The 22,494-nt window shown below is 69.3% G+C and carries 14 protein-coding genes; 11 read left to right on the top strand and 3 right to left on the bottom strand.

Annotation, left to right across the window (positions count from 1 at the left end):
• Positions 1-44 precede the first annotated feature (44 nt).
• The gene (locus V2S04_RS07825) at positions 45-974 is read left to right on the top strand and encodes a D-alanyl-D-alanine carboxypeptidase family protein (RefSeq protein ID WP_413637949.1); all 930 of its coding nucleotides are present in this window, start codon (positions 45-47) and stop codon (positions 972-974) included.
• A gap of 138 nt (positions 975-1,112) precedes the next feature.
• On the top strand, positions 1,113-2,276 hold the full coding sequence (locus V2S04_RS07820) for an acyl-CoA dehydrogenase family protein (RefSeq protein WP_413637948.1): 1,164 nt from the start codon (positions 1,113-1,115) through the stop codon (positions 2,274-2,276).
• 103 nt (positions 2,277-2,379) lie between these two features.
• On the opposite strand, the gene V2S04_RS07815 is transcribed toward V2S04_RS07820, so the two are convergent.
• Both V2S04_RS07815 and V2S04_RS07810 read right to left on the bottom strand, forming a co-directional pair.
• Positions 2,380-4,776, bottom strand: a complete 2,397-nt coding sequence (locus tag V2S04_RS07815; RefSeq protein WP_413637947.1) for an ATP-binding cassette domain-containing protein — start codon at positions 4,774-4,776, stop codon at positions 2,380-2,382.
• A 75-nt stretch (positions 4,777-4,851) separates the two neighbouring features.
• Positions 4,852-5,394: an ECF transporter S component gene (locus tag V2S04_RS07810; RefSeq protein WP_413637946.1), complete on the bottom strand. Its 543-nt coding sequence runs from the start codon at positions 5,392-5,394 to the stop codon at positions 4,852-4,854.
• Between the two features lie 60 nt (positions 5,395-5,454).
• Between V2S04_RS07810 and recQ the strand changes: the two genes are divergently transcribed.
• On the top strand, positions 5,455-7,467 hold the full coding sequence (gene recQ, locus V2S04_RS07805; protein ID WP_413637945.1) for a DNA helicase RecQ: 2,013 nt from the start codon (positions 5,455-5,457) through the stop codon (positions 7,465-7,467).
• A 19-nt stretch (positions 7,468-7,486) separates the two neighbouring features.
• Here the strand turns inward: recQ and V2S04_RS07800 are convergent, their stop codons facing one another.
• Positions 7,487-7,909 (bottom strand): OsmC family protein, encoded by a 423-nt coding sequence (locus V2S04_RS07800; protein ID WP_413637944.1) that lies wholly within the window; start codon positions 7,907-7,909, stop codon positions 7,487-7,489.
• Positions 7,910-8,002: 93 nt separating this feature from the next.
• Between V2S04_RS07800 and V2S04_RS07795 the strand changes: the two genes are divergently transcribed.
• The 8 genes from V2S04_RS07795 (at position 8,003) to V2S04_RS07760 (ending at position 22,469) form a co-directional block, all read left to right on the top strand.
• Entirely contained in the window at positions 8,003-8,779 is a 777-nt protein-coding gene (locus V2S04_RS07795; RefSeq protein ID WP_413637943.1) for a methionine ABC transporter ATP-binding protein, read from the top strand.
• Positions 8,776-9,447: a methionine ABC transporter permease gene (locus V2S04_RS07790; RefSeq protein WP_099196077.1), complete on the top strand. Its 672-nt coding sequence runs from the start codon at positions 8,776-8,778 to the stop codon at positions 9,445-9,447. The genes V2S04_RS07795 and V2S04_RS07790 overlap by 4 nt, the downstream gene beginning before the upstream one ends.
• 27 nt (positions 9,448-9,474) lie before the next feature.
• A complete protein-coding gene (locus tag V2S04_RS07785; RefSeq protein WP_413637941.1) occupies positions 9,475-10,293 on the top strand; it encodes a MetQ/NlpA family ABC transporter substrate-binding protein in 819 nt (272 codons plus the stop codon).
• Positions 10,294-10,357: 64 nt separating this feature from the next.
• Positions 10,358-11,794, top strand: a complete 1,437-nt coding sequence (locus tag V2S04_RS07780) for an MFS transporter (RefSeq protein ID WP_340087588.1) — start codon at positions 10,358-10,360, stop codon at positions 11,792-11,794.
• A 139-nt stretch (positions 11,795-11,933) separates the two neighbouring features.
• Positions 11,934-13,991, top strand: coding sequence for an acyl-CoA dehydrogenase (locus tag V2S04_RS07775; RefSeq protein WP_413637939.1), 2,058 nt, complete (start codon positions 11,934-11,936; stop codon positions 13,989-13,991).
• A 40-nt stretch (positions 13,992-14,031) separates the two neighbouring features.
• Entirely contained in the window at positions 14,032-14,661 is a 630-nt protein-coding gene (locus tag V2S04_RS07770) for a DNA-3-methyladenine glycosylase I (protein ID WP_413637938.1), read from the top strand.
• Between the two features lie 46 nt (positions 14,662-14,707).
• Complete coding sequence (locus tag V2S04_RS07765) at positions 14,708-16,192, top strand: S8 family peptidase (protein ID WP_413637937.1); 1,485 nt, start codon at positions 14,708-14,710, stop codon at positions 16,190-16,192.
• Positions 16,193-16,373: 181 nt separating this feature from the next.
• Entirely contained in the window at positions 16,374-22,469 is a 6,096-nt protein-coding gene (locus V2S04_RS07760) for an Ig-like domain-containing protein (RefSeq protein WP_413637935.1), read from the top strand.
• Positions 22,470-22,494: the final 25 nt, after the last annotated feature.

The following is a 22,494-nucleotide window of genomic DNA, read 5'->3' as shown; positions in this document are numbered from 1 at the left end:
CTGTTCGAGCAGTGGTCGTCCAGTCCGTGGGAGAGAATGGATCGGTGAGCGCCGCGCAATCTCGACATGCCGCGCGTGAACCGCTCGCCGTGCGGGTGGCGACCCCCATCGGCGTGCTGTTCACGGCGATCGCGTCGCTGGCGACCCTCTGCGGCGTCGTCGCCGCCCAGCCGTCGGCTCCGCCGCAGCTGCCGGCACCGGCCGCCGCCATGACGATCCCCCAGGTCGAGGTCGACGCGCGCGTCGCCGCGAACCCATGCGCCGACGACCAGGTGCGCGCACACCTCGAGGCGGGTGACGACGCGGCCGCCGTCGCGGCGTTCGGTGGTGGCGTCGAGTTCCGCGAGGCCGTGGTCAGCGGCAATGCGCCCTGCATCTCGCTGTCCGATCCGTCGCGATCGTGGGTCGTCGTCAACAAGCAGCGCCCGCTGCAGCCGGAGAGCTTCGCCCCGGCATCCCTCTCCGGCATCGGCCTGCGCACCACGACGCTGTCGAACGAGCTGCGTCCGGAGCCCAAGCGCGCGCTCGAGACTATGGCGGCCGACGCCCGCGCGGCGGGCGCGGGCACGGTCGGAGTCAACAACGGCTACCGCTCGTACGGGCTCCAGCAGCGCACCTACGGTGAGCATGTCCGCGATCGGGGGCAGAGCGGGGCGGATGCCGTGTCCGCGCGCCCCGGGTTCAGCGAGCATCAGAGCGGGCTCGCGTTCGATCTCGTCGCGTGCGATCCCGGCTGCGGGGGGATCGAGGCGTTCGGTCCGACCTCGCAGGGGCGCTGGGTCGCCGAGAACGGCTGGCGCTACGGGTTCATCGTGCGCTACGAGCACGGCCACACCGGCACGACCGGATACGCGCCGGAGCCGTGGCACATCCGGTACATCGGCCCCGAGCTGGCGAAGGCCTACCACGATGGCGGATTCCACACTCTCGAGGAGTTCTTCGGACTGCCCGCGGCACCCGATTACGAGCACTGACGCCAGACTGCGGCATCCCACAAACGCGAAACGCAGTGTCATCATCTGTGAGACCTGTTCCCACAAATGAGTGTCCGGCGGTGGCTTTCCGACCTAGACTCGCGGTGCGAGGACGCACACGACTTTCAGGAGGATGCCATGGAACGCGACATCTACGAAGAGGACCACGAGGCCTTCCGCGACCTGGTCAAGGACTTCGTCAAGCGACACGTCTCGAACGAGTCGATCGAGCGGTGGGATGCCGCCGGTGAGGTCGACCGCGAGACCATGCGGGCCGCAGGCGAGGCCGGCATCATCGGTCTCTCCGTCCCGGAGGAGTTCGGTGGCGCGGGCATGCTGCAGGACTACCGCTTCCGCGCGATCGTGAACGAGGAGGTCATCGGAGCCGGCGCCGGATCGCTCGCCGGTGCGCTCGGCATCCAGGACGACCTCGCCGTGCCCTACCTGGTGCACATGGGCACGCAGGAGCAGAAGGAGAAGTGGCTGCCGCGCATGGCCACCGGTGAGATCCTCGGAGCGCTGGCGATGACCGACCCCGGTGCCGGCAGCGACCTGCGCGGCATCAAGACCAACGCGAAGAAGGTCGACGGCGGCTACATCCTCAACGGCGCCAAGACGTTCATCTCGTCGGGAACCACCGCCGACATCGTCGTCACCTTCGTCAAGACCGGCGAGGGCAACCGGCCCGACGCGTTCAGCCTGCTGATCGTCGAGAAGGGCATGGAGGGCTTCGACCAGGGCAAGAAGCTCAGCAAGATGGGCTTCCACGGCTGGGACACCGCCGAGCTCAGCTTCACCGACGTCTTCGTGCCCGACGAGAACCTCATCAGCGGCAAGGAGGGCCAGGGCTTCATCCAGCTGATGATGAACCTGCCGCTCGAGCGCCTGTCGATCGCCGTCTCCGCCGCCGCCGTTATCCAGGCGGCCGTGAAGTGGACGGTCGACTACACGAAGGATCGCGATGCGTTCGGCGAGCGGGTCATCGACTTCCAGAACACCCGCTTCCGCATCGCCGACATGGCCACCACGGCCGACGCGGTGTGGGCCTATGTCGACCGCGGGCTCAAAGCGTACGCCGCCTCGAAGCTCACCGCCGAAGAGGCCGCGCAGCTGAAGTTCTGGGTCACCGAGCGCGAGTGGGAGGTGCTCGACACGGGCGTGCAGCTGCACGGCGGCTACGGCTACATCATGGAGTACCCGATCGCGCGCGCCTTCACCGACGCCCGGGTGCACCGCATCTACGGCGGCACCAACGAGATCATGCGCGAGATCGTCGGGCGTCAGATCGCCGGTAAGCGCTGAGACCAGGCAGGCTGACTCTGCCGCCGCGGTGCAGAGATGGGAAGTGCGGGTTTCCGATGTCGGGAACCCGCACTTCCCATCTCTGAGCGGCTGCGCCCGGGGGTCAGCTCGGCTGCCAGGGGAAGGTGAAGCCGAAGACGAGGGCGGATGCCAGCAGTACCGCCACCGTGAACACCGTGTCGCGGGTGCGCCACGGCACGATGTGCCGTTCGGTGCGGGTCGCGTGGGCGCCGAAGGCGCGGGCATCCATCGCCAGCGCCACCCGCTCGGCATGCCGGATGCCCGATGCCAGCAGCGGCACGATGTAGCCCCACGCTCGCGCGACGCGCGCCAGCGGGCCGCGTCCGCCGCCCTGGCCGCGCACGCGGTGCGCGGCACGGATGATCGACAGCTCGTAGGCGAATCGCGGCACGAACCGGTAGGCGGCGAGGGCGGTGTAGCCGATCCGATACGGCACCCGCAGCTGCTGCACGGTCGCGCGCACGAGGTCGGGGCCGCGAGTGGTGAGCCCGCCGATGAGGGCGAGGGTGAGGATTCCCGCCAGGCGCAGCGCGGTGGCCAGTCCGCTGAGCAGGGCTCCCGAGTGCAGCGTCCAGTCGCCGATCCGCACGACGGTGGCCGTGCCGGCGACCTGCTCCGCGTCGACCCACACGCCGAAGCCGACGCTCAGCACGGCGACGGCGAGTGGCACGCCGAGCAGCAGCACCGCGGCGGTGCGCCGCGTGAGGCGTGCGCCGGTGAGGATCACCGCGTACGCCGCAGCGAGCAGGATCGCCGGGGTGAACAGGTCGCGAGTGAACGCCAGCAGCGCCATCGCCGGGATGACGGCGCCGAACTTGGCGAGCGGGTTGACCCCGTGCAGCCAGAAGCGCGCAGGTGCGGGAACGTCGGCGTAGGGATCGATCGGCGTGGGCTCGGTCACCGGTGTCGCCGGGCCGGCCGCCGGGCCGGGTGCCAGCGCATCCGGTTCCGTCTGCGCGAGCACCTCGGCCGCCGGACCCACGGCGATCACCTCGCCGCCGGCGACCAGCACGGCGTCGGTCGCGTAGTCGGCGACCAATCGTCGATCATGCGAGACGATGACGACGGTCGTACCCGACCGCTGCAGCTCCTGCAGCAGGCCGAGCAGCTCGGTCGCCCGCGCTCTGTCCTGGCCGAAGGTCGGCTCGTCGAGCGCGATGACCGATGGGCGGGCTATCAGGGCGGTGCCGACCGACAGCCGCCGCTTCTCGCCGCCGGAGAGCAGGAACGGATGCACGTGAGCTTTGGCCCTGAGATCGAAGCGGGCCAGCATCTCGTCGACGCGCTCGTCGATCTCGGCGGCGCCGATCCGCTGCAGCCGCAGGCCGTGGGCCAGCTCGTCGCGCACGGTCGCCGCGATGAACTGGTGCTCGGGGTTCTGGAAGACGAAGCCGACGTGCGCGGCGAGCGCACGGGGCGAGGCGCGCCCGGCATCGAGCCCGTCGATGAGCACCGTGCCGTGCGTCGGCGGCACCACGCCGCCGAGCGCCTGCAGCAGCGTCGTCTTGCCCGCGCCGTTCGCCCCCATGATCACGGTGAACGAGCCGCGCGCGATGTCGAGGTGGGGCACGTCGAGCAGGCGTGCGCCGCGCTTGTCGACGATGAGATCGCGGGCGGTGATCGCCGGGGCGGCGTCGAGGGCGCGCGGGATCGCCTCTCGTGCACGGCCTTCAGCCGCGGCGGGCACCCGCTCGCCGGTGCCGGTCGTCCGGTCGTCGGAAGAGAGCACGCCCAGCTCTCGCAGAGCCCCAGCGTGCTGACGCAGCGTCTGTCTCGCCGGGCCGTCGAGCAGCACGCGTCCGTCGTGATCCAGCACGATCACGCGAGTCGCGAGATCGGCGGCCGCATCGACGTCGTGCTCGACGAGCACGATCGCACGCTCCTCGGCATCCCGGATCAGCTCGCCGAGGGCGGAGTACACGTCGCGCACACCCTGCGGGTCGAGGTTGGCGGTCGGCTCGTCGAGCACGATGACGCGCGAGCGCAGGGCCAGAGCGCAAGCGATCGCGAGACGCTGGCGTCCCCCGCCGGAGAGCAGGTCGGGGTTCCAGCGGCGGCGCCCCCAGAGTCCCATGCGGCGCAGCGCCTGCTCGGCGCGCACGAGCACCTCGGATGCCGGCATCCGCAGGTTCTCGAGCGCGAAGGCGACCTCGTCGAGCACCGTTCCGGTCACAAGCTGCGAGTCCGGGTCCTGGAAGACCATCGAGACCTCGGTGCTCAGCTGCGCCACCGCGGTAGAGCGGGAGTCGAGACCGGAGACCTGCACGGATCCGGTCATGGCCGCGTTCTCGACCGACTGTGGGATCAGGCCGTTCAGCGCGAGGGTGAGAGTCGACTTGCCCGATCCGCTCGGACCGAGCAGCAGCACCACCTCACCCGGATGGACGTCGAACGAGACGTCCCGCAGCGCGGGGTGCGCGGCGCCCTCGTGCGTGACGCTCAGGTCGCGAACGCGGAGCAGGGGCGCGGAAGGGCGCACGGGCGGATCCTCTGTGAGCGGGTGGTTCCCCTAATTTAGCCCGACCTGACCGTCATCGCGCGGCGCGGGAGTCGATCAGCGCGGGGCGATGCCGGCTCGGCGCAGCGCATTGCCGATGGCGATGCCGATCGCCGTCCACACCACCGGCCCGAGCACCGAGACGATCAGATAGCTCACCTGCACCCACAGTGCGAACTGCGCCAGATCGACGATGACTCCGACCACGATCGCCACCAGCACTCCGATGATCCCCGCCGACACGAAGAACCGCCACCGGCCCCAGGCGCGGTAGCGGGTGAGGGCGGCGACGCCCTCCTGGATCGCGCCGAAGAGCAGAGCCGTGCCGATGTAGCGCATCGCCCACATCGGGGTGAAGGCGCTCGAGATCAGTGCCGCGATCACGTGCGTGATCAGTGCGACCATCGGCTTGCGCAGCACCTCCTGCGCGATGATGCCCGGAAGCACGTGCACACCGAGCACGAGTCCGTACACGAACGGCACGAACGTGATCACGCCGACGGTGACGAGGCCGGCGACGCCGCCGAGGATCCCGGTGGCCACGCCGATGGCAGCGCAGACGAGGAGGGTGCGCGTGCTGAGCGCGGGTCGGGATGCCACCCTCCCAGGCTATCGGGCGGGGCAGACCTTCCTGTCGGTGCCGGTGGCTACGCTGGAGGGATGCCGCAGCCTCCCCGTGACCCGTACGAGGATGTGCCGTACCCCGACGACCCGTACGATGATCTTCCGCCGGAGGAACTCGACTGGGTGCCGCCGGAAGACGGCTGGGAGCCGCCGCTCGACTGGGGATCCGGCCCGATGACGCCGCCTGCGTCGGCCGGGCGCACCCCGGCATCCGGCCCCCCGGCGGCGGCACCGTCGCGGTTCCCGACCGCCATCGAGGCGCTGCGCACCGTGTTCGGGTACGACGCGTTCCGCGGCGACCAGGCCGCGATCGTCGAGCACGTCATCGAGGGCGGCGACGCCGTCGTGCTCATGCCGACCGGTGGCGGAAAGTCCATCACCTACCAGGTGCCCGCACTGGTGCGGGAGGGCACCGGGCTTGTGATCAGTCCGCTGATCGCGCTGATGCACGACCAGGTCGACGCCCTGCGCGCGAACGGCGTGCGTGCCGCGTACCTCAACTCCACCCAGGCGGCGGATGAGCGGCGCGAGGTCGAACGCGCCTACGTCGCCGGTGAACTCGATCTCATCTACGTCGCTCCCGAGCGACTGTCGTCGGCCCAGACCACGCAGCTGCTGCAGCGCGGCACGCTCAGCGTGATCGCGATCGACGAGGCGCACTGCGTGTCGCAGTGGGGGCACGACTTCCGCCCCGACTACCTCGCCCTGGGCGATCTGGCAGAGCGCTTCCCCGGTGTGCCGCGCATGGCACTCACCGCCACCGCCACGCGAGCGACCCACCAGGAGCTGACCGAGCGGCTGCATCTGCCCACCGCGCAGCACTTCGTGGCGAGCTTCGACCGGCCGAACATCCAGTACCGCATCGTGCCCAAGGTGGAGGTGCGCCGACAGCTCGTCGAGTTCATCTCATCCCAACCCGCGGGTGCTGCCGGCATCGTCTACGCCCTCAGTCGCAAGTCGGTCGAGCAGACGGCCGAGCACCTGGCATCCAAGGGCTTCGACGCTCTGCCTTACCACGCCGGCCTGCCGGCCGAGGTGCGGGCGGCGAACCAGGCCCGTTTCCTGCGCGACGACGGGGTCGTCATGGTCGCGACCATCGCCTTCGGCATGGGCATCGACAAGCCCGACGTGCGCTTCGTCGCGCACATCGATCTGCCCAAGTCGGTCGAGGGCTACTACCAGGAGACCGGTCGTGCGGGCCGTGACGGCGAGCCGTCGGTAGCCTGGATGGCCTACGGGCTCGGCGACGTCGTGCAGCAGCGTCGGCTCATCGACCAGAGCCCGGGGGACCGGACTTTCAAGATGCGCATGGGTCAGCACCTCGATGCCATGCTCGCGCTGTGCGAGACGGTCGCCTGCCGGCGGCAGAACCTGCTGCGGTACTTCGGGCAGGACAGCGCGGCGTGCGGAAACTGCGACACCTGCCTCGAGCGACCGGACACCTTCGACGGGCTCATCCCCGCGCAGAAGCTGCTGTCGACGATCGTGCGCCTCAAACGCGAGCGCAACCAGGCGTTCGGTGCGGGCCACCTGATCGACATCCTCCGCGGAGCCTCGAACGACCGCATCCGAAAGATGCGCCATGAGCAGCTCGCCACCTACGGCATCGGCGCCGACCTGTCAGACCAGGATTGGCGCAGCGTCGTGCGGCAGCTGCTGGCGAGGGGCATCCTCGTCGCCCAGGGCGAGTACGGCACCCTCGCGCCGGGCGAGGCCGCCACCGGCGTGCTGCGCGGCGAGACCGAGGTGCCGCTGCGCAAAGACACGATGGGGCGCTCAGGTGGCTCGTCGCGCGCCCGCAAGACGAGCGCGGCGGATGTCCTGGATGCCGCGGACCGCGACCTCTTCGAGGCGCTGCGCGCCTGGCGCGCGGCGACCGCACGCGAGCAGGGTGTGCCCGCCTACATCGTGTTCGGCGATGCGACGCTGCGCGCGCTCGCGGAGCACCGGCCGACGACCGTCGCCGGCCTCGGTGGCATCAGCGGCATCGGCGAGAAGAAGCGGGATGCCTACGGCGCCGCCGTGCTCGAGGTGATCGCGGCGCACTGACCGTGTGCGCGCGCCCGGCTCAGGCGCTGACGCCGGTGTACTCCTCCGCGTGCACCTGCACCGTGCTCGCGCCGCGGAGCAGCTTCGACACCGGGCATCGAGCGTGCGCGCGCTCGAGCAGGTCATCGGTCGCCGCCAGTGTCAGCCCCTCGGCCGACAGGTACGTGTCGACGTGGAACTCGTAGCCGGGTCCCTCGGAGGCGTCATGCAGCTCGACCTCGATGCGCACCGCCGTGCGACGCTCCCGCTTGACCAGCGCCTGCGCGGTCGCGTTCAGGCACGTCGACCACGCCAGTGCCAGCAGCTGCTCGGGGTTCGAGGCATCCGGATCGGGGTTCGGCGCCAGGGGAGAGGCGACCGGCACCTCCATGCCATCGATCACGCGGGCCGTGCCCGTGCCGCCGTCACCGTTGATCGCTTCCGTCCGGTACCTGAGACTCATGGCTCAACTATAATTTGGATCACGTACAGAAAAGGCCGCTCGCCCCACCGCGGGTCCGACAGCCGGCCCTAACCCCCACCCCGAAAGACCGCGATGGCCACCGACCTGCCCGCGATCGTCGAGTTCCGCCATGTGACGAAGCGGTTCCGCCCCGACGGCGACGAGCGCCCCGCACTCGACGACGTGACCCTCGGCATCCGCCCCGGCGAGATCTTCGGCGTGATCGGCGAGAGCGGGGCCGGCAAGTCGACTCTGCTCGAGCTGATCAACGGCCTCACCCGGCCGACCGACGGCGACGTCCGCGTGCGCGACGTCTCGGTCGCCGACCTCGATCGCGCGGGCCTGCGCCGCCTGCGCCGTGACGTCGGTGTCGTCTTCCAGGGTGTCCATCTGCTCAGCAACAGCACGGTGCGAGACAACGTGCGTCTTCCCCTTCGCCTCCCACGGCGCGACGAGAACCGCCTCACCGCGGCGCAGCAGCGCGACGCGGTCGACGAGATGCTCTCGTTCGTCGGCCTGACGCATCGAGCCGAGCACTTCCCCGCCCAGCTCTCCGGCGGCGAGCGGCAGCGGGTCGGCCTGGCCCGAGCCCTCGTCTCGCAGCCGTCCCTGCTGCTCTGCGACGAGCCCACCTCGTCACTCGACGCGTCGACCACCGCCGACGTGCTGCGCGTGCTCGCCGACGCCCGCGACCAGCTCGGCACTACCGTCATCGTGATCACCCACGACCTCGACGTCGTCAAGGCGATCTGCGACCGCGCTGCGCTGCTCGAGAAGGGCCGCCTGCGCCGGATCTTCGAGATCGACGCCGCGGGTTCCCGCTCGCTGCCGAGCTACTACGAGCAGGTCGAACGAGAGCTGACGGCATGACCTGGCTCACCGACCTGCTCGCCGAATACGGCGAGGACATCGCGCAGTCGATGGCCGAGACCGGATACATGATGCTCGTCTCCCTGCTCGCCGCGGTGCTCGTCGGGCTGCCGCTGGGCACGGTGGTCTATCTCACCGAGCGGGGCGGCATCGCCGAGCACCGCGTGATCAACACCGTCGCGAACCTGTACATCAACGTGGTGCGGTCGTTCCCGTTCCTGCTGCTCGTCGTCTTCCTCATCCCGTTCACCCGGGCGGTGATCGGCACGAGCTTCGGCACCCAGGCCGCCACGCTGCCGCTCTGCTTCGTCGCCGTCGCGATCTACGCGCGACTCACCGAGCAGATCCTGCGCGAGATCCCCGCCGGCATCTCGAAGGTCGCCGTAGCGTCGGGCGCGACGGTGCCGCAGGCGGTGTTCCGGATGCTGCTGCCCGAGGCCCGCTCCGGTCTCGTCTACGCCCTGACGTCGGCCGCGATCAGCCTGCTGTCGTACTCGACGGTGCTCGGCGTCGTCGGCGGCGGCGGCATCGGCGACTTCGCCATGCGCTACGGCTACCAGGTCTACAACGACAACCTCATGTACCTCACGATCGTGATCATCATCGTGTGCGTGCTCGCCATCCAGGCCGTGGGACACCGCACCTCCGTGCGGCTCGACCATCGCTGACCCCTCGATCGAAACGGAAGAGAACATATGAAGAAGTCACGCACCGCCCTCGCCGCGCTCGCCCTCGGCGCGGTTCTGACCGCCAGCGCCTGCGCCCCGGCGGCGGACCAGAAGCCGGATGCCGGCTCGGACGAGCCGACGGTGCTCAAGGTCGCCGCGGTGCAGGCGCCGATGACCGACGTGGTCGAGGCCGCCGGCGAGGCCATCGAAGACGGATACGAGGTGCAGCTGGTCGAGGTCGCCGACTACATCACCGCGAACACCATCCTGAACAGCGGCGACGTATACGCGAACTTCTCGCAGCACATCCCCTACATGCAGACGTTCAACGAGGGCAACGACGCCACCCTGGTCGGCGTGCAGCCGGTCTACAACTTCGTCATCGCCTTCTACTCGAAGACCCTCGACGACATCGCCGACCTGCCGCAGGGTGCGAAGGTCGCCATCCCGGACGACCCGTCCAACACCGGCCGCGCGCTCAAGCTGCTCGCCGCCAACGACATCATCACGCTCGATCCCGAGGTCGACCCCTACTCCGCGACGGTGAAGGACATCACCGAGAACCCCAAGGACGTCGAGTTCGTGCAGGTGCCGATCGCCTCGCTCAACGCCGCCTACGAAGAGGCCGACCTCGTCTTCCAGTGGCCCTCGCACATCAAGGCCCTCGGGCTCACGCCCGAGGACGACGGCCTGATCACCGAACTCGACGACCGCTTCGCGCTCAACGTCGTGGTGCAGCAGAAGGATGCCGATTCCGAGGCCACCGAGGCGCTGAAGAAGGCGTTCACGAGCGACGAGGTCCGCGAGGTCATCGAGGGCAACGGCACCATCCGCACGGCCTGGTGAAACATGACGCCGCGTGACGACTCGTGACGTCACGCGGCGTCATCCCGCTCTAGCGTTGACGCTCATGAGCCTCGATCAGAAGACCTCGTCCACGGTGATCCGCACCGCGCGCGACGTGCACGCCCTGCTCGCCGAGAAGGGGTCGCAGGGCACGAAGACCAAGGCGATCATCGTGCTCGCGCTGGGCGGCATCTTCATGGACGCCTACGACTTCTCCTCCCTGGCTTTCGGCATCACCGCCGTGAAGGAGGAATTCGGTCTCGACCCGCTGATGACCGGCGTCGTCAATGCTGCGATCATGGTCGGCTCGGTGGTCGGCGCCATCTTCGGCGGCATGCTCGTCGACCGCTTCGGCCGGTACAAGCTGTTCATGGCTGACATGGCGTTCTTCGTCGTCGCCGCCATCGGCTGCGCGCTCGCCCCCAACGAGTGGGTGCTCATCTTCTTCCGCTTCATGATGGGCATCGGCGTCGGCCTCGACCTGCCGGTCGCCATGGCCTTCCTCGCGGAGTTCTCGAAGCTGCGCGGCTCGGGCAGCCGCTCGCAGCGCGTGAACGCCTGGTCGCCGGCCTGGTACATCGCCACGGGATTCGGCTACCTGCTGGTGCTGGCCGTGTTCCTGCTGCTGCCCGTCGCTCAGCACGACATCCTGTGGCGCGTGGTCGTGGGCTTCGGTGCCGTACCGGCGATCGTCGTGCTGCTCGTGCGGCGCAAGTACATGGCCGAGTCACCGCAGTGGCTCGCCGACCAGGGCGACCTGCGCGGTGCCGTCGACGTGATGCGCTCGCACCACGGTCTCGAGGTCGAGCTCGCTCCGGATGCCGAGAGCGCCCGCACGACGGTCAAGGCCCGCACCGGTCACTGGCGGCAGTACGGCGAGCTGTTCGCCGCCCGCTACCGGCTGCGCACCATCGCAGCCCTGTGCGTGTCGGTGTTCTCGACGTTCGGCTACAACGCCGTCGCCTACGGCACCCCGCTGATCATCGCCATGCTGTTCCAGCAGGGCCCGCTCGTCACCATCCTCTCCGCCCTGGTCATCAACCTCGGCTTCGGCGCCGCGGGCGGCCTCCTCGGCGTGGCCCTGATCAACCGCGTCGGCGCCCGCAGGATGACGATCATCGGATTCGCCATCCAGGCCGCGTCGCTGCTCGTGCTCGCCGCAGTCGGCATCCCGTCGGGCGCTCTGGTGATCATCGCGATCGCGATGCTCGCCGCCTTCGTCTTCGCGCAGGCCGGCGGGCCGGGCGCCAACCTGATGAGCTACGCGACGCTGTCCTACCCGACGCGTCTGCGCGGCGTCGGCGTCGGATTCAACGAGGCCGTCAAGCGGGTCTTCTCGATCGTCTCGCTCGTCTTCTTCCCCGTGCTCGCCGCTTCGCTGTCGACCGGCGTGTTCTGGATCGTCGCGCTCGCGCCTCTGGCCGGGCTCGTCTCGCTGCTCGTCATCAAGTGGGACCCGACCGGCAAGGACGTCGACGCGGAGGATCAGCTGAGCCGATAGTCCGGATGCTGTGGACTGACGACAACGGGGGAGAAGCCTCCCACCGGAGATGATTGGCGAAAGTCCACAGTCGGGTTCGCTCTGCGTTGTCGTCGATCTACCATCGAGGCATCCCTGCTCCTTCCTGAAAGGACCCGCCATGGTCGACGCAGCCATCCGCCCCACCATCACCGACGCCGAGCGCGAGGCGGCCGCGATCGATGTCGAGCGCGTGAACGACCTGCTGCTCGGCACGTGGGCCGACACCCGCCGCGAGGCGCGCGAGATGATCAAGGATCCGGCGTTCTGGCGCGACGACAGCCTCGCGAAGGACGAGCACCGCGAGCGCGTGCTCTCGCAGCTGCACCTGCTGGTCGACAGCCGCGCGGTCCACCGCGCGTTCCCGAAGAGGTTCGGCGGCGAGGAGAACAACGGCGCGAACATCGCCGGCTTCGAAGAGCTCGTCGCCGCAGACCCGAGCCTGCAGATCAAGTCGGGCGTGCAGTGGGGGCTCTTCGGTTCGGCTGTGCTGCAGCTCGGCACCGAGCAGCACCACGAGAAGTGGCTTCCGGGGATCATGGATCTGTCGATCCCCGGTGCCTTCGCGATGACCGAGATCGGCCACGGCTCCGACGTCGCCGCCGTCGGCACGACCGCGACGTACGACCCGGACACCGAGGAGTTCGTGATCAACACGCCGTTCCGCGCGGCGACCAAGGAGTACCTCGGCAACGCCGCCCTGCACGGCATCGCTGCGACGGTGTTCGCGCAGCTGATCACGAACGGCGTGAACCACGGCGTGCACTGCTTCTACGTGCCGCTGCGCGACGAGAACGGCCAGGACCTGCCCGGCATCGGCCGTGAGGACGACGGTCTCAAGGGTGGCCTGAACGGAATCGACAACGGGCGTCTCAGCTTCGACCACGTGCGCGTCCCGCGCACCAACCTGCTCAACCGCTACGGCGACGTCGCCGCCGACGGCACCTACACGAGCGAGATCGAGAGCCCCGGGCGCCGCTTCTTCACCATGCTCGGCACCCTCGTGCAGGGCCGGGTCTCGCTCGACGGCGCAGCATCCTGGGCATCCGCTCTCGGCCTGCACATCGCCATCACCTACGCGACGCAGCGCCGGCAGTTCGACGGCGCGAGCGGCGAGGAGACCGTGCTGCTCGACTACGGCAAGCACCAGCGTCGCCTGCTGCCGCGCCTGGCCACCACCTACGCGCAGATCTTCGCGCACGACGAGTTCCTGCAGAAGTTCGACGGGGTCTTCTCCGGCCGCACCGACACCCCCGAAGACCGCGAAGACCTCGAGACCCTCGCCGCGGCCCTGAAGCCGCTGTCGACGTGGCATGCGCTCGACACGCTGCAGGAGGCACGCGAGGCCTGCGGTGGCGCCGGGTTCATGTTCGAGAACCGCCTCGTCGGCCTGCGCGCAGACCTCGACATCTACGTCACGTTCGAGGGCGACAACAACATCCTGCTGCAGCTGGTCGGCAAGCGCCTGCTGACCGACTTCGCGAAGCAGTTCAAGGGCGCCGACGCACGCACGCTCGCCCGGTACGCGGTCGGGCAGACGGCCGGCAAGGTGTTCCACGGCGCGGGCCTGCGCGCACTCGGCCAGGCCGTGGCCGACTTCGGACAGGTCGCCCGCTCGGTCGAGCTCGGTCTGCGCGAGGAGCAGCAGCATGAGCTGCTCACCGAGCGCGTGCAGCAGATGGTCGCCGACATCGCGGGTCGCCTCCGCGCCGCCGGCAAGGACAAGGTGCTCGGCGAGAAGCTGTTCAACGAGAACCAGGCGGAGCTGATCGAAGCCGCCCGCGCGCACGGCGAGCTGCTGCAGTGGGAGGCCTTCACCGATGCGATCCGTCGGGTCGACGACGCCGACACCCTGCGTGTGCTCACCTGGCTGCGCGACCTGTTCGGGCTGTCGCTGATCGAGAAGCACCTCGCCTGGCACATGATCAACGGGCGTCTGTCGATGCAGCGCGCCGCCGCGGTGTCGAGCTACATCGACCGGCTGTGCGCGCGCCTGCGCCCACACGCCCTCGAGCTCGTGCAGGCGTTCGGCTACGAGCCCGAGCACGTGCGCGCCCCCATCGCGAGCGGCGTCGAGCAGCAGCGGCAGGACGAGGCGCGCGCGTACTACGCCGCGCTCGAGGCCTCCGGTGACGCCCCGGTGTCCGAGAAGGCGCTGCGCCAGAAGAAGCGCGCCTGACCGTCGACACGGTGTCCGACGCCGGCGGTAGCGTGGCGGAATGGCATCCCTCCTCACCGCGACCGACGGACGCACGCGCTGCGCGTGGGTCGGTGATGACGACGAGTACCGCCGGTACCACGATGAGGAATGGGGTCGCCCGCTGCGCGGCGATCGCGCGCTGTTCGAGAAGATGGCCCTCGAGGGCTTCCAGGCGGGGCTCAGCTGGATCACTATCCTGCGCAAGCGTCCCCGGTTCCGGGAGGTGTTCGCCGCGTTCGATCCCGCTCTGGTCGCCGCCTTCAGCCCCGACGACGTCGAGCGGCTGATGGCGGATGCCGGGATCATCCGCAACCGCGCCAAGATCGAGGCGACGATCTCGAACGCGGCACTCGTGCGCGACATGGCCGAGGGTGAGCTGGATGCCCTGATGTGGTCGTTCGCGCCACCGGCATCCCGACCCCGACCCCGCCCTCGCGACTTCGGCGATGTTCCTGCCGTGACCGCCGAATCGACCGCCCTCAGCAGAGCGCTGCGCTCGCGCGGATTCCGCTTCGTCGGGCCGACCACGATGTACGCGCTCATGCAGTCGGCCGGCATGGTCGACGACCATGTCGAGGGATGCTGGCGGGCCGACACGGTCGCCGACGCCTCCGCGGGCGAGTCGGGGGTCTCTGACAGGATCGGGTGAGCGGTGCGAGAACCGCCCGCACATGACACGAAGGAGTGCCATCCAGATGAGATCCCGAACAGCGAAGATCGCCGTGGCAGCCGCCATCCTCGGAGTGAGCGTCATCGGCGTCCAGCCGGCGTTCGCCGCCCCCGCGCTCGAGAAGGCATCGACGCCGGTGCCCATCTCGACGCCCGACGGCCAGGTGTCGAGCTACGTCGTCAACACGAAGATCGTCAACCCCGGCCAGGTGCGCAAGGCCGAGGCCGCGGTGGTCGCGGCGGGTGGTGTCGTCGTGCAGTCTTGGCCGCAGATCGGCGTGATCGTCGCGCACTCGACGAAGGCGGACTTCCGCACCGCGGTCGTCGCCGCGGGCGGCAACTCGATCGCGTCCGCGGGCCCCACCCGCTCGGTGGCGGTCAGCGAGGGTACTCCGGAGGGCGTCGCGACGCCGTGGGGCCCCGGCAAGGGGCAGCTCAAGAAGTCCGAGTCGAAGAAGACCGACATCTCCGACGGCACCGCGGCCACATTCACCGACCCGCGCGAGGGCGAGCAGTGGGACATGCAGATGATCAACGTGCCGCAGGCGCACGAGATCACGACGGGCTCTCCCGATGTGCTGATCGGCGTGCTCGACTCGGGCATCGACCCCGATCACCCCGACCTCGCCAGCCAGATCGACCGATTCAACTCGGTCGGATGCACCGACGCGGGGCGCCCGGCGACGGGTGAGGCGGCGTGGGCGCCCACGACGAGCGACCACGGCACGCATGTCGCCGGCACCATCGGCGCCGCCCGCAACGGCGTGGGCATCGTCGGTGTCGCCCCCGGTTCGAAGATGGCGTCGGTCAAGGTCGTCAACGACGACGGGTTCATCTACCCCGAGTACGCGGTCTGCGGCTTCATGGAGGCCGGCCTCAAAGGCATGGACGTGACGAACAACAGCTACTACGTCGACCCGTTCGAGTTCTGGTGCGGCGACCAGCCCGAGCAGGCTCCGGCGATGGAGGCCGTGCGTCGCGCCGTCGACTGGTCGACGTCGAAGGGCGCCGTGCACGTCGCCGCCGCCGGCAACAGCTCGTACGACCTGTCGTCGAAGACCGTCGACACGTCCAGCCCGAACGACGCCGACAAGCCCACGGCACGTGAGATCAACAGCTCGTGCAAGGACATCCCGACCGAGCTCGACGGAGTCGTGACCGTCTCGTCCGTCGACAGCCGCGGCGCGCTGTCGTCGTTCTCGAACCGGGGCCTCGGCTCCATCGACGTGGCAGCCCCCGGCAGCCGTGTGCTGTCGACCATCGTCCGCAACAACGGATACGGGCTGAAGAGCGGCACCTCGATGGCGTCGCCGCACGTCGCGGGAGTCGCAGCCCTGATGAAGTCGGCCCACCCCGCTTGGGGACCGGAGCGGATCATCGACGAACTGCGCGCTCAGGCCGCCGACACGGCGTGCACAGTCTCCGCTGTCGCGGCCCCGTGTGTCGGCACCGACGACGAGAACTCCTACTACGGAGAGGGACTCGTCGACGCGTACGCAGCCGTGCGCTGACGCGGCTTCATGATGCACCGGGCGGGTGCACGGCTCTGCGCCGTGCACCCGCTCTGCTGTGTCGGCCGGCCGGTCGGCCGGGGCATGGGGAGCGCTGCCCATGCTCCGAAGGGTGCGCGTGCGACGACCGTGGTTAGGATAAACACGGCGTTTCGCGGCGCTTGAGGGGGGACGACTCGGTATGAAGGCACTGTCGTGGGTTCGAGCACGGCCGAAGACGGCCGCATCCATCGCCGGAGTGGCGATCGGTGCGGTGGCGCTCACCTCGATGGCCGTCGCGTACGACGGTCTGCCGACGACGAAGGTCGACCTGAACGACGCCGGAGTGTGGCTGACGAAGTCGTCGAGCTTCCTCGTGGGGCACTTCAACCACGAGTCCACGGTCCTCGACGGCGGAATGCGCGCGGCGAGTGAAAACTACGACGTGCTGCAGGATGGCGCGACGGTGCTGGTCGCCGACAAGGGCGAGAGCACGCTGACGGCAGTGGATCCGGCGCGGATGGTGCTGGGCGACAGCGCGTCGGTGCCCGGCAGCGCCAAGGTCGCGCTCGGCGCGAAGACCGTGGCGATCCTCGACGACAAGTCCGGCGACCTGTGGATCACGTCGGCCAAGGGCCTCTCGGGCTTCGACATCAAGGCCGCCGATCCCACGGTCGAGCTCGGCAAGGGCGCCGACGTGACGGTGGGGCGCGACGGCACGGTGTACGCGCTCTCGGGTGAGAAGGGCGAGGTCGTCACGGTTCCGTCCGACCCCGAGGGCATGCCGCTCGAGCCTGCGACCGCGTCGGTGGGAGAGCTCGATCTGAGCGAGCCGCCGAGCATCACCGCCGTCGGATCCACTCCCGTGGTCCTCGACGCCGCGGCGGGCGTCCTGACGACGCCGGGGGGCTTCCGCACCGAGCTCGCTCAGGCGACGGATGCCGTGCTGCAGCAGGCATCCGCCGAATCCGCCTCCGTGGCGCTGTCGACCCCGACCTCGCTGCTGCAGGTCCCGCTCGACGGCGGCGACCCGGTCGCCACCGACGCGGACGGCACAGGGAACCCCGCCGCGCCCGTGCAGCTGCGCGGCTGCACCTACGGCGCGTGGTCGATCTCGGCGACCTTCATCCGCGACTGCAGCGGCGACTCGCTCGATGTGAAGGAGAGCATCCCCGGCGCCGAGAACGCCGAGTCGCTCACCTTCCGGGTCAACCGCGACGTGATCGTACTCAACGACATCATCGGCGGCGCCGCGTGGCTGGCGAACGAGAGCCTGCAGCGTGTCGACGACTGGAGCGTTCTCGTTCCACCGGAGGGCGAGAGCGAGGACGACGAGAACACCTCCCAGGAGACCGTCGAGACCTCCCTGCCCGAGCGCAAGGAGAAGAACACTCCGCCGACGGCCGAGGACGATCCCGATCTCGGCGTGCGCCCGGGTGGCACCACCCTGCTGCCCGTGCTCGACAACGACAACGACCCCGATGGCGACGTGCTGGTGGCGTCGCTCGTGGGCAAGCAGCCGTCGGTCGGAGAGGTGCGACCCATCCTCAACGGCGCCGCCCTGCAGATCTCGGTCCCCGAAGACGCGACCGGCACGGCGTCCTTCACCTACGAGATCGACGACGGCCGAGGCGGCAAGGATCAGGCGATCGTCACCGTGTCGGTGCACGATGAGAAGACCAACGGCGCCCCTCGCCCCAAGCGCACGAGCAAGATGGCGGTCGAGACCGGCGGTACGGTCTCGTACAACGTGCTGCCCGACTGGCGCGACCCCGACGGCGACGACCTGTACCTGCGCAGCGTCGTGGCGGCCGATGGCGATGAGGTCGAGTTCACCACCGACGGCAAGATCACCTACCGGGCTGTTGCGAGTCTGCAGGGGCGCAAAGAGGTCGAGATCGCGGTCTCGGATGCGATGGGCAAGGTCTCCAACGGCAAGATCCTGCTCGATGTGAAGCCCGAGGGCTCGACCAACCCGCTCACCAACGCTGACCACGTGGTGACCCGCGCGGGCGAGTCCGTCACCGTGTCTCCGTTGGCGAACGACACCAGCTCCGGTCGGGAGCAGCTGCGTCTGGCACGAGTTGAAGACACTCCGGGTGCCGAGATCGACCGCGACTATGCCAACCGCAAGTTCACGTTCAAGGCGCAGACTCCCAACACCTACTACGTGCAGTACCTGGCGACGGCAGGCCCGAAGCCGGCCAAGGGGATCGTGCGCGTCGACGTGCTCGACAAGCAGGAGAGCGAGCTGGCACCCGTCGCCGTGCGCGATGTGGCCATGCTCACGACCGGCAGCGAGGCGCTCGTCGGGGTGCTCGGCAACGACAGCGACCCGGCCGGCGGCGTGCTCGTCGTGCAGTCGGTCTCGGTGCCGCCGAGCAGCGGTGTGAACGTCTCGGTGCTCAACCACGAGACGCTGCGCATCAGCGACCAGGGGTCGCTGGATGAGCCGGTGCGCATCACCTACCGCATCTCGAACGGCAAGAAGTCCGCAGAGGGCGATGTGGTGGTCATCCCGATCCCGGCGCCGACCAAGCTGCTGGCCCCCGTCACGAACGACGACGAGGCCGTCGTGCGCGTCGGCGACGTGGTCACGATCCCGGTGCTCGACAACGACGTGCATCCGAGCGGCGACAAGCTGCACGTCGCCCCCGACCTCGTCGAACCACTTGTCGACCCCGAGGACGGCGAGGCGTTCGTCTCACAGGATGCCGTGCGCTTCCGCGCAGGGAAGAACCCGGGCACCGTGTACATCACGTACGAGGCGGTCGACTCTCGCAGTCAGAAGGCCGGCGGGCACATCGCCGTGCAGGTGCTGCCGATCGACGAGGACGGCACCAACGCCGCCCCTCGCCCGCGGGATCTGACCGCACGCGCTCTGGCCGGCTCGCGGATCAACATCCCCGTGCCGCTCGACGGGCTCGATGCAGACGGAGACTCGGTCGAGCTGATCGGCGTCGACAGCGCACCCGCGAAGGGCCGCATCGTCGAGCAGGGCAGCAACTTCCTCACCTACGAGGCATATGAAGACGCATCCGGCGTGGATGCCTTCAGCTACCGGGTGCGCGACCGCCTGGGCGCCGAGGCGAAGGCGACCATCCGCATGGGCGTCGCCCCTCCGGAGGCGGTGAATCAGGCGCCGTACGCCGTCAACGACTCCGTCGTCGTCCGTCCCGGTCGGTCCGTGGCGGTACCCGCCCTCGCGAACGACTCCGACCCCGAGGGCGACCGGATCGGCTACGTGAAGTCGGGTCTGACACTTCCTTCCGATGTGAAGGACATGACCGCGAAGATCTCGGGCGACCGCATCATCATCGATGTGCCCGATGACGAGCTCGACACCTCGCTGCAGTACACGATCAGCGACGACAAGGGTGCGCAGTCGACGGCGGCGATCTTCGTGAAGGTCGACGAGGAAGTCCCGCTGATGAACCCGATCGCGCGGGATGACCGCGTGCAGGTCGAGGACGTGAAAGACGATCTGTCGGTCGACCTCGACATCCTCCGCAACGATGAGGATCCGGACGGCACGATCGAAGGAGTCGAGCTGACCGTCGAGGACGGCGCGCGCGTGCTCGGTGACGGCAAGGTGCGGGTGACGGTGGGCGAGGAGCGCCAGCTGATCCGCTATGTGATCACGGATCAGGACGAACTGTCGGCGTCGGCGTTCATCTTCGTGCCGGCGATCGACGAGATGCGTCCCCGGCTGAAGTCGACCAAGCCGCTCGAGGTGAGGAGCGGAGAGACGAAGGAGATCCCCCTCGACAAGTACGTCGTGGTCGCCGGCGGCGGCGATGTGCGGCTCACCGAGGCCTCGAAGGTCAGCGCCTCGTTCGCGAACGGCGACGACCTGATCAAGGACACGACGACCCTCGTCTACACCTCGCGGGATCGCTACTTCGGCGAGGACGCGCTGACGTTCGAGGTGACCGACGGCGACGGTCCGGATGACCCCGAGGGGCGCAAGGCCACTCTGACCATCCCGATCACCGTGCTGCCGCCCGACAACCAGCCGCCGACGCTGACGAGTGCGCAGATGCAGATCGCGCCGGGCGAGAAGGCGACCGCACTCGACCTGTCCGGTCTCGCGACCGACCCCGACCCGAAGGACCAGGGCAACCTGCGCTTCTCGGTCGGCTCGCAGCCGGGCAAGGGCATCAGCGCACGCGTCGACGGCACGACGCTGTATGCCGAGACCGGACCGGACACCCCGAAGGGCACCACGGTCACCATCCCGATCTCGGTCACCGACGGCACCACCGAACCGGTGGACGGCACGGTGCAGGTCACCGTCACGGCATCCACGCGTTCCCTCGCCGTCGCCAGCCCCGACTCGGTCGACGAGGCCGATCAGGGCGAGACGATCACCGTCCCCGCCTTGGCCAACGACATCAACCCGTTCGCCGCAGAGGGCACACCCCTCAAACTGATCTCGGCTGTCGTCGAGAGCGGTTCCGGGCGGGTCAAGCCCTCGGGCGACAACGTCGAGATCACGTCGGACAAGACGTTCGTGGGCGTCATGGTGGTGCGCTACCGCGTCCAGGACGCGACGAAGGACCCGGATCGGGAGGTCGAGGGCCGGATCACGGTCACCGTGCAGGGCATCCCGGATGCCCCGGGACGGCCGACGGTGACCGCGGTCGAGGACCGCACCGTGGTGCTGAACTGGTCGGCGCCGTCGAACAACGGCGCCGAGATCACCGAGTACACCGTGAGCTCGGTGTCGGGCAACCCGTACAGCAAGGCGTGCGCGTCGACGACCTGCACCCTCGACGGGCTCACCAACAACGTCGAGTACACCTTCCAGGTCACAGCGACCAACCGCGTGGGCGAGGGCCCGGCGTCGGCCGCATCGGCGGTCGCCCGCCCCGACACCCGCCCCGACACGCCGCTGCCCCCGAAGCTGGTCTTCGGCGACAAGGCTCTCGATGTGACGTGGACGACGCCGACCTCGAGCGGATCGCCGGTCGAGTCGTACACCCTCGAGATCTCGCCGACGCCGCCGTCGGGCATCGGTCAGAAGACCGGCGTCACCGGCAACTCGCTGCGCTGGGAGGGGCTCGAGAACGGAACGAGCTACAGTGTGCGGATCCAGGCGCACAACCGCGCGCCCGACCCGTCGAGCTGGAGCCTGTACTCCGCGGCCGAGATCCCGGCCGGGATTCCCGGGGCGGTGCCGGCGCCTCGAGTCACGAGCGCACCATCGGTTGGCTCCGAGGCCCAGATGACCGTCGCGTGGGACGCGGCGTTCCCCAACGGAGACGCCATCCGGCAGTACGAGCTGATCACCTACCGCGGCGGCGCGGAAGTGGGACGCGTGTCGACCGGCACCTCGACCTCGCAGACGGTGCGGGTTCCCACCAGCACCACCGACTACACCTACGCCGTGCGTGCGGAGAACAAGGCCGGCTGGAACCAGGTCGGCGCGCAGTCCGCACCGAGGAGGGCCTTCGGCCAGCCCGGTGCTCCGTCGAGTGTGACCGCACAGGAACTGGATCGGGCGATCCGGGTGAGCTTCACGATGACGGAGGCGGCCCGCAACGGTGCCGCGCCGAGCGAGATGCGCTACCAGTACCAGCTGAACGCGCAGCAGTGGCAGGCGTGGGACGGCCGGTCCGACATCGCGGCCGACAACGGCACGCCGTACACCGTCCGGGTCCGCGCGTACTCGGTCGTCGGCGGTCAGCAGTCGCAGCCGGGCCCGTCGACCGCGTCGAACTCCGTCACTCCCTACGGCGCACCTCGCGCGCCGAGCGGCAGCGCGTCGAAGAGCGGCGACCAGGCGATCCGTCTGACATGGAATTCGAGCAGCTCGTACAACGGCCGCCCGATCACGACCTACATCAGCATCGACGGCGGCGGCTGGCAGAAGGTCGGCTCCGAGAGGGGCGAGCGGATCGTCGGCAACGGCTACAACCAGACGCACAGCATCAAGGTGCGCGTGGAGGCGACGAAGGGCGGGGCCGCCGAGTCGCAGACGTACTCCGCGACGACCAGTGCGCCGCCGCCGCCCAAGATCTGGGTGACCCAGGGCGACAGCGCCGGCAGCGGATGCGTGAACGGATGCCGACAGTTCGTCGTCAACTGGGAGAACGCGAACCTGGGAAGCAAGACGGTGACGTGCCACTCCAGTGCGTACGGTCAGATCGCCGGTGCCTACACCGTGAACTTCGACGGACGGGGCTCCAAGCAGCTCGGCTGCTACCAGGGCCGCGATGGCGTGGACGTCTGGGTCGATGTCGCCGGGTGGGGCGGAAGCGTCGACACCGAGAAGCGCTATTGGGCGAGACCGTAGTCGCGTTCAGCGCGCCCCGGATCAG

Origin of the sequence: Microbacterium sp. OR21, from assembly GCF_047306785.1 — a bacterium.
GTDB classification, from domain to species: domain Bacteria; phylum Actinomycetota; class Actinomycetes; order Actinomycetales; family Microbacteriaceae; genus Microbacterium; species Microbacterium esteraromaticum_E.
This window is presented reverse-complemented; position numbering and strand designations above follow the sequence as displayed.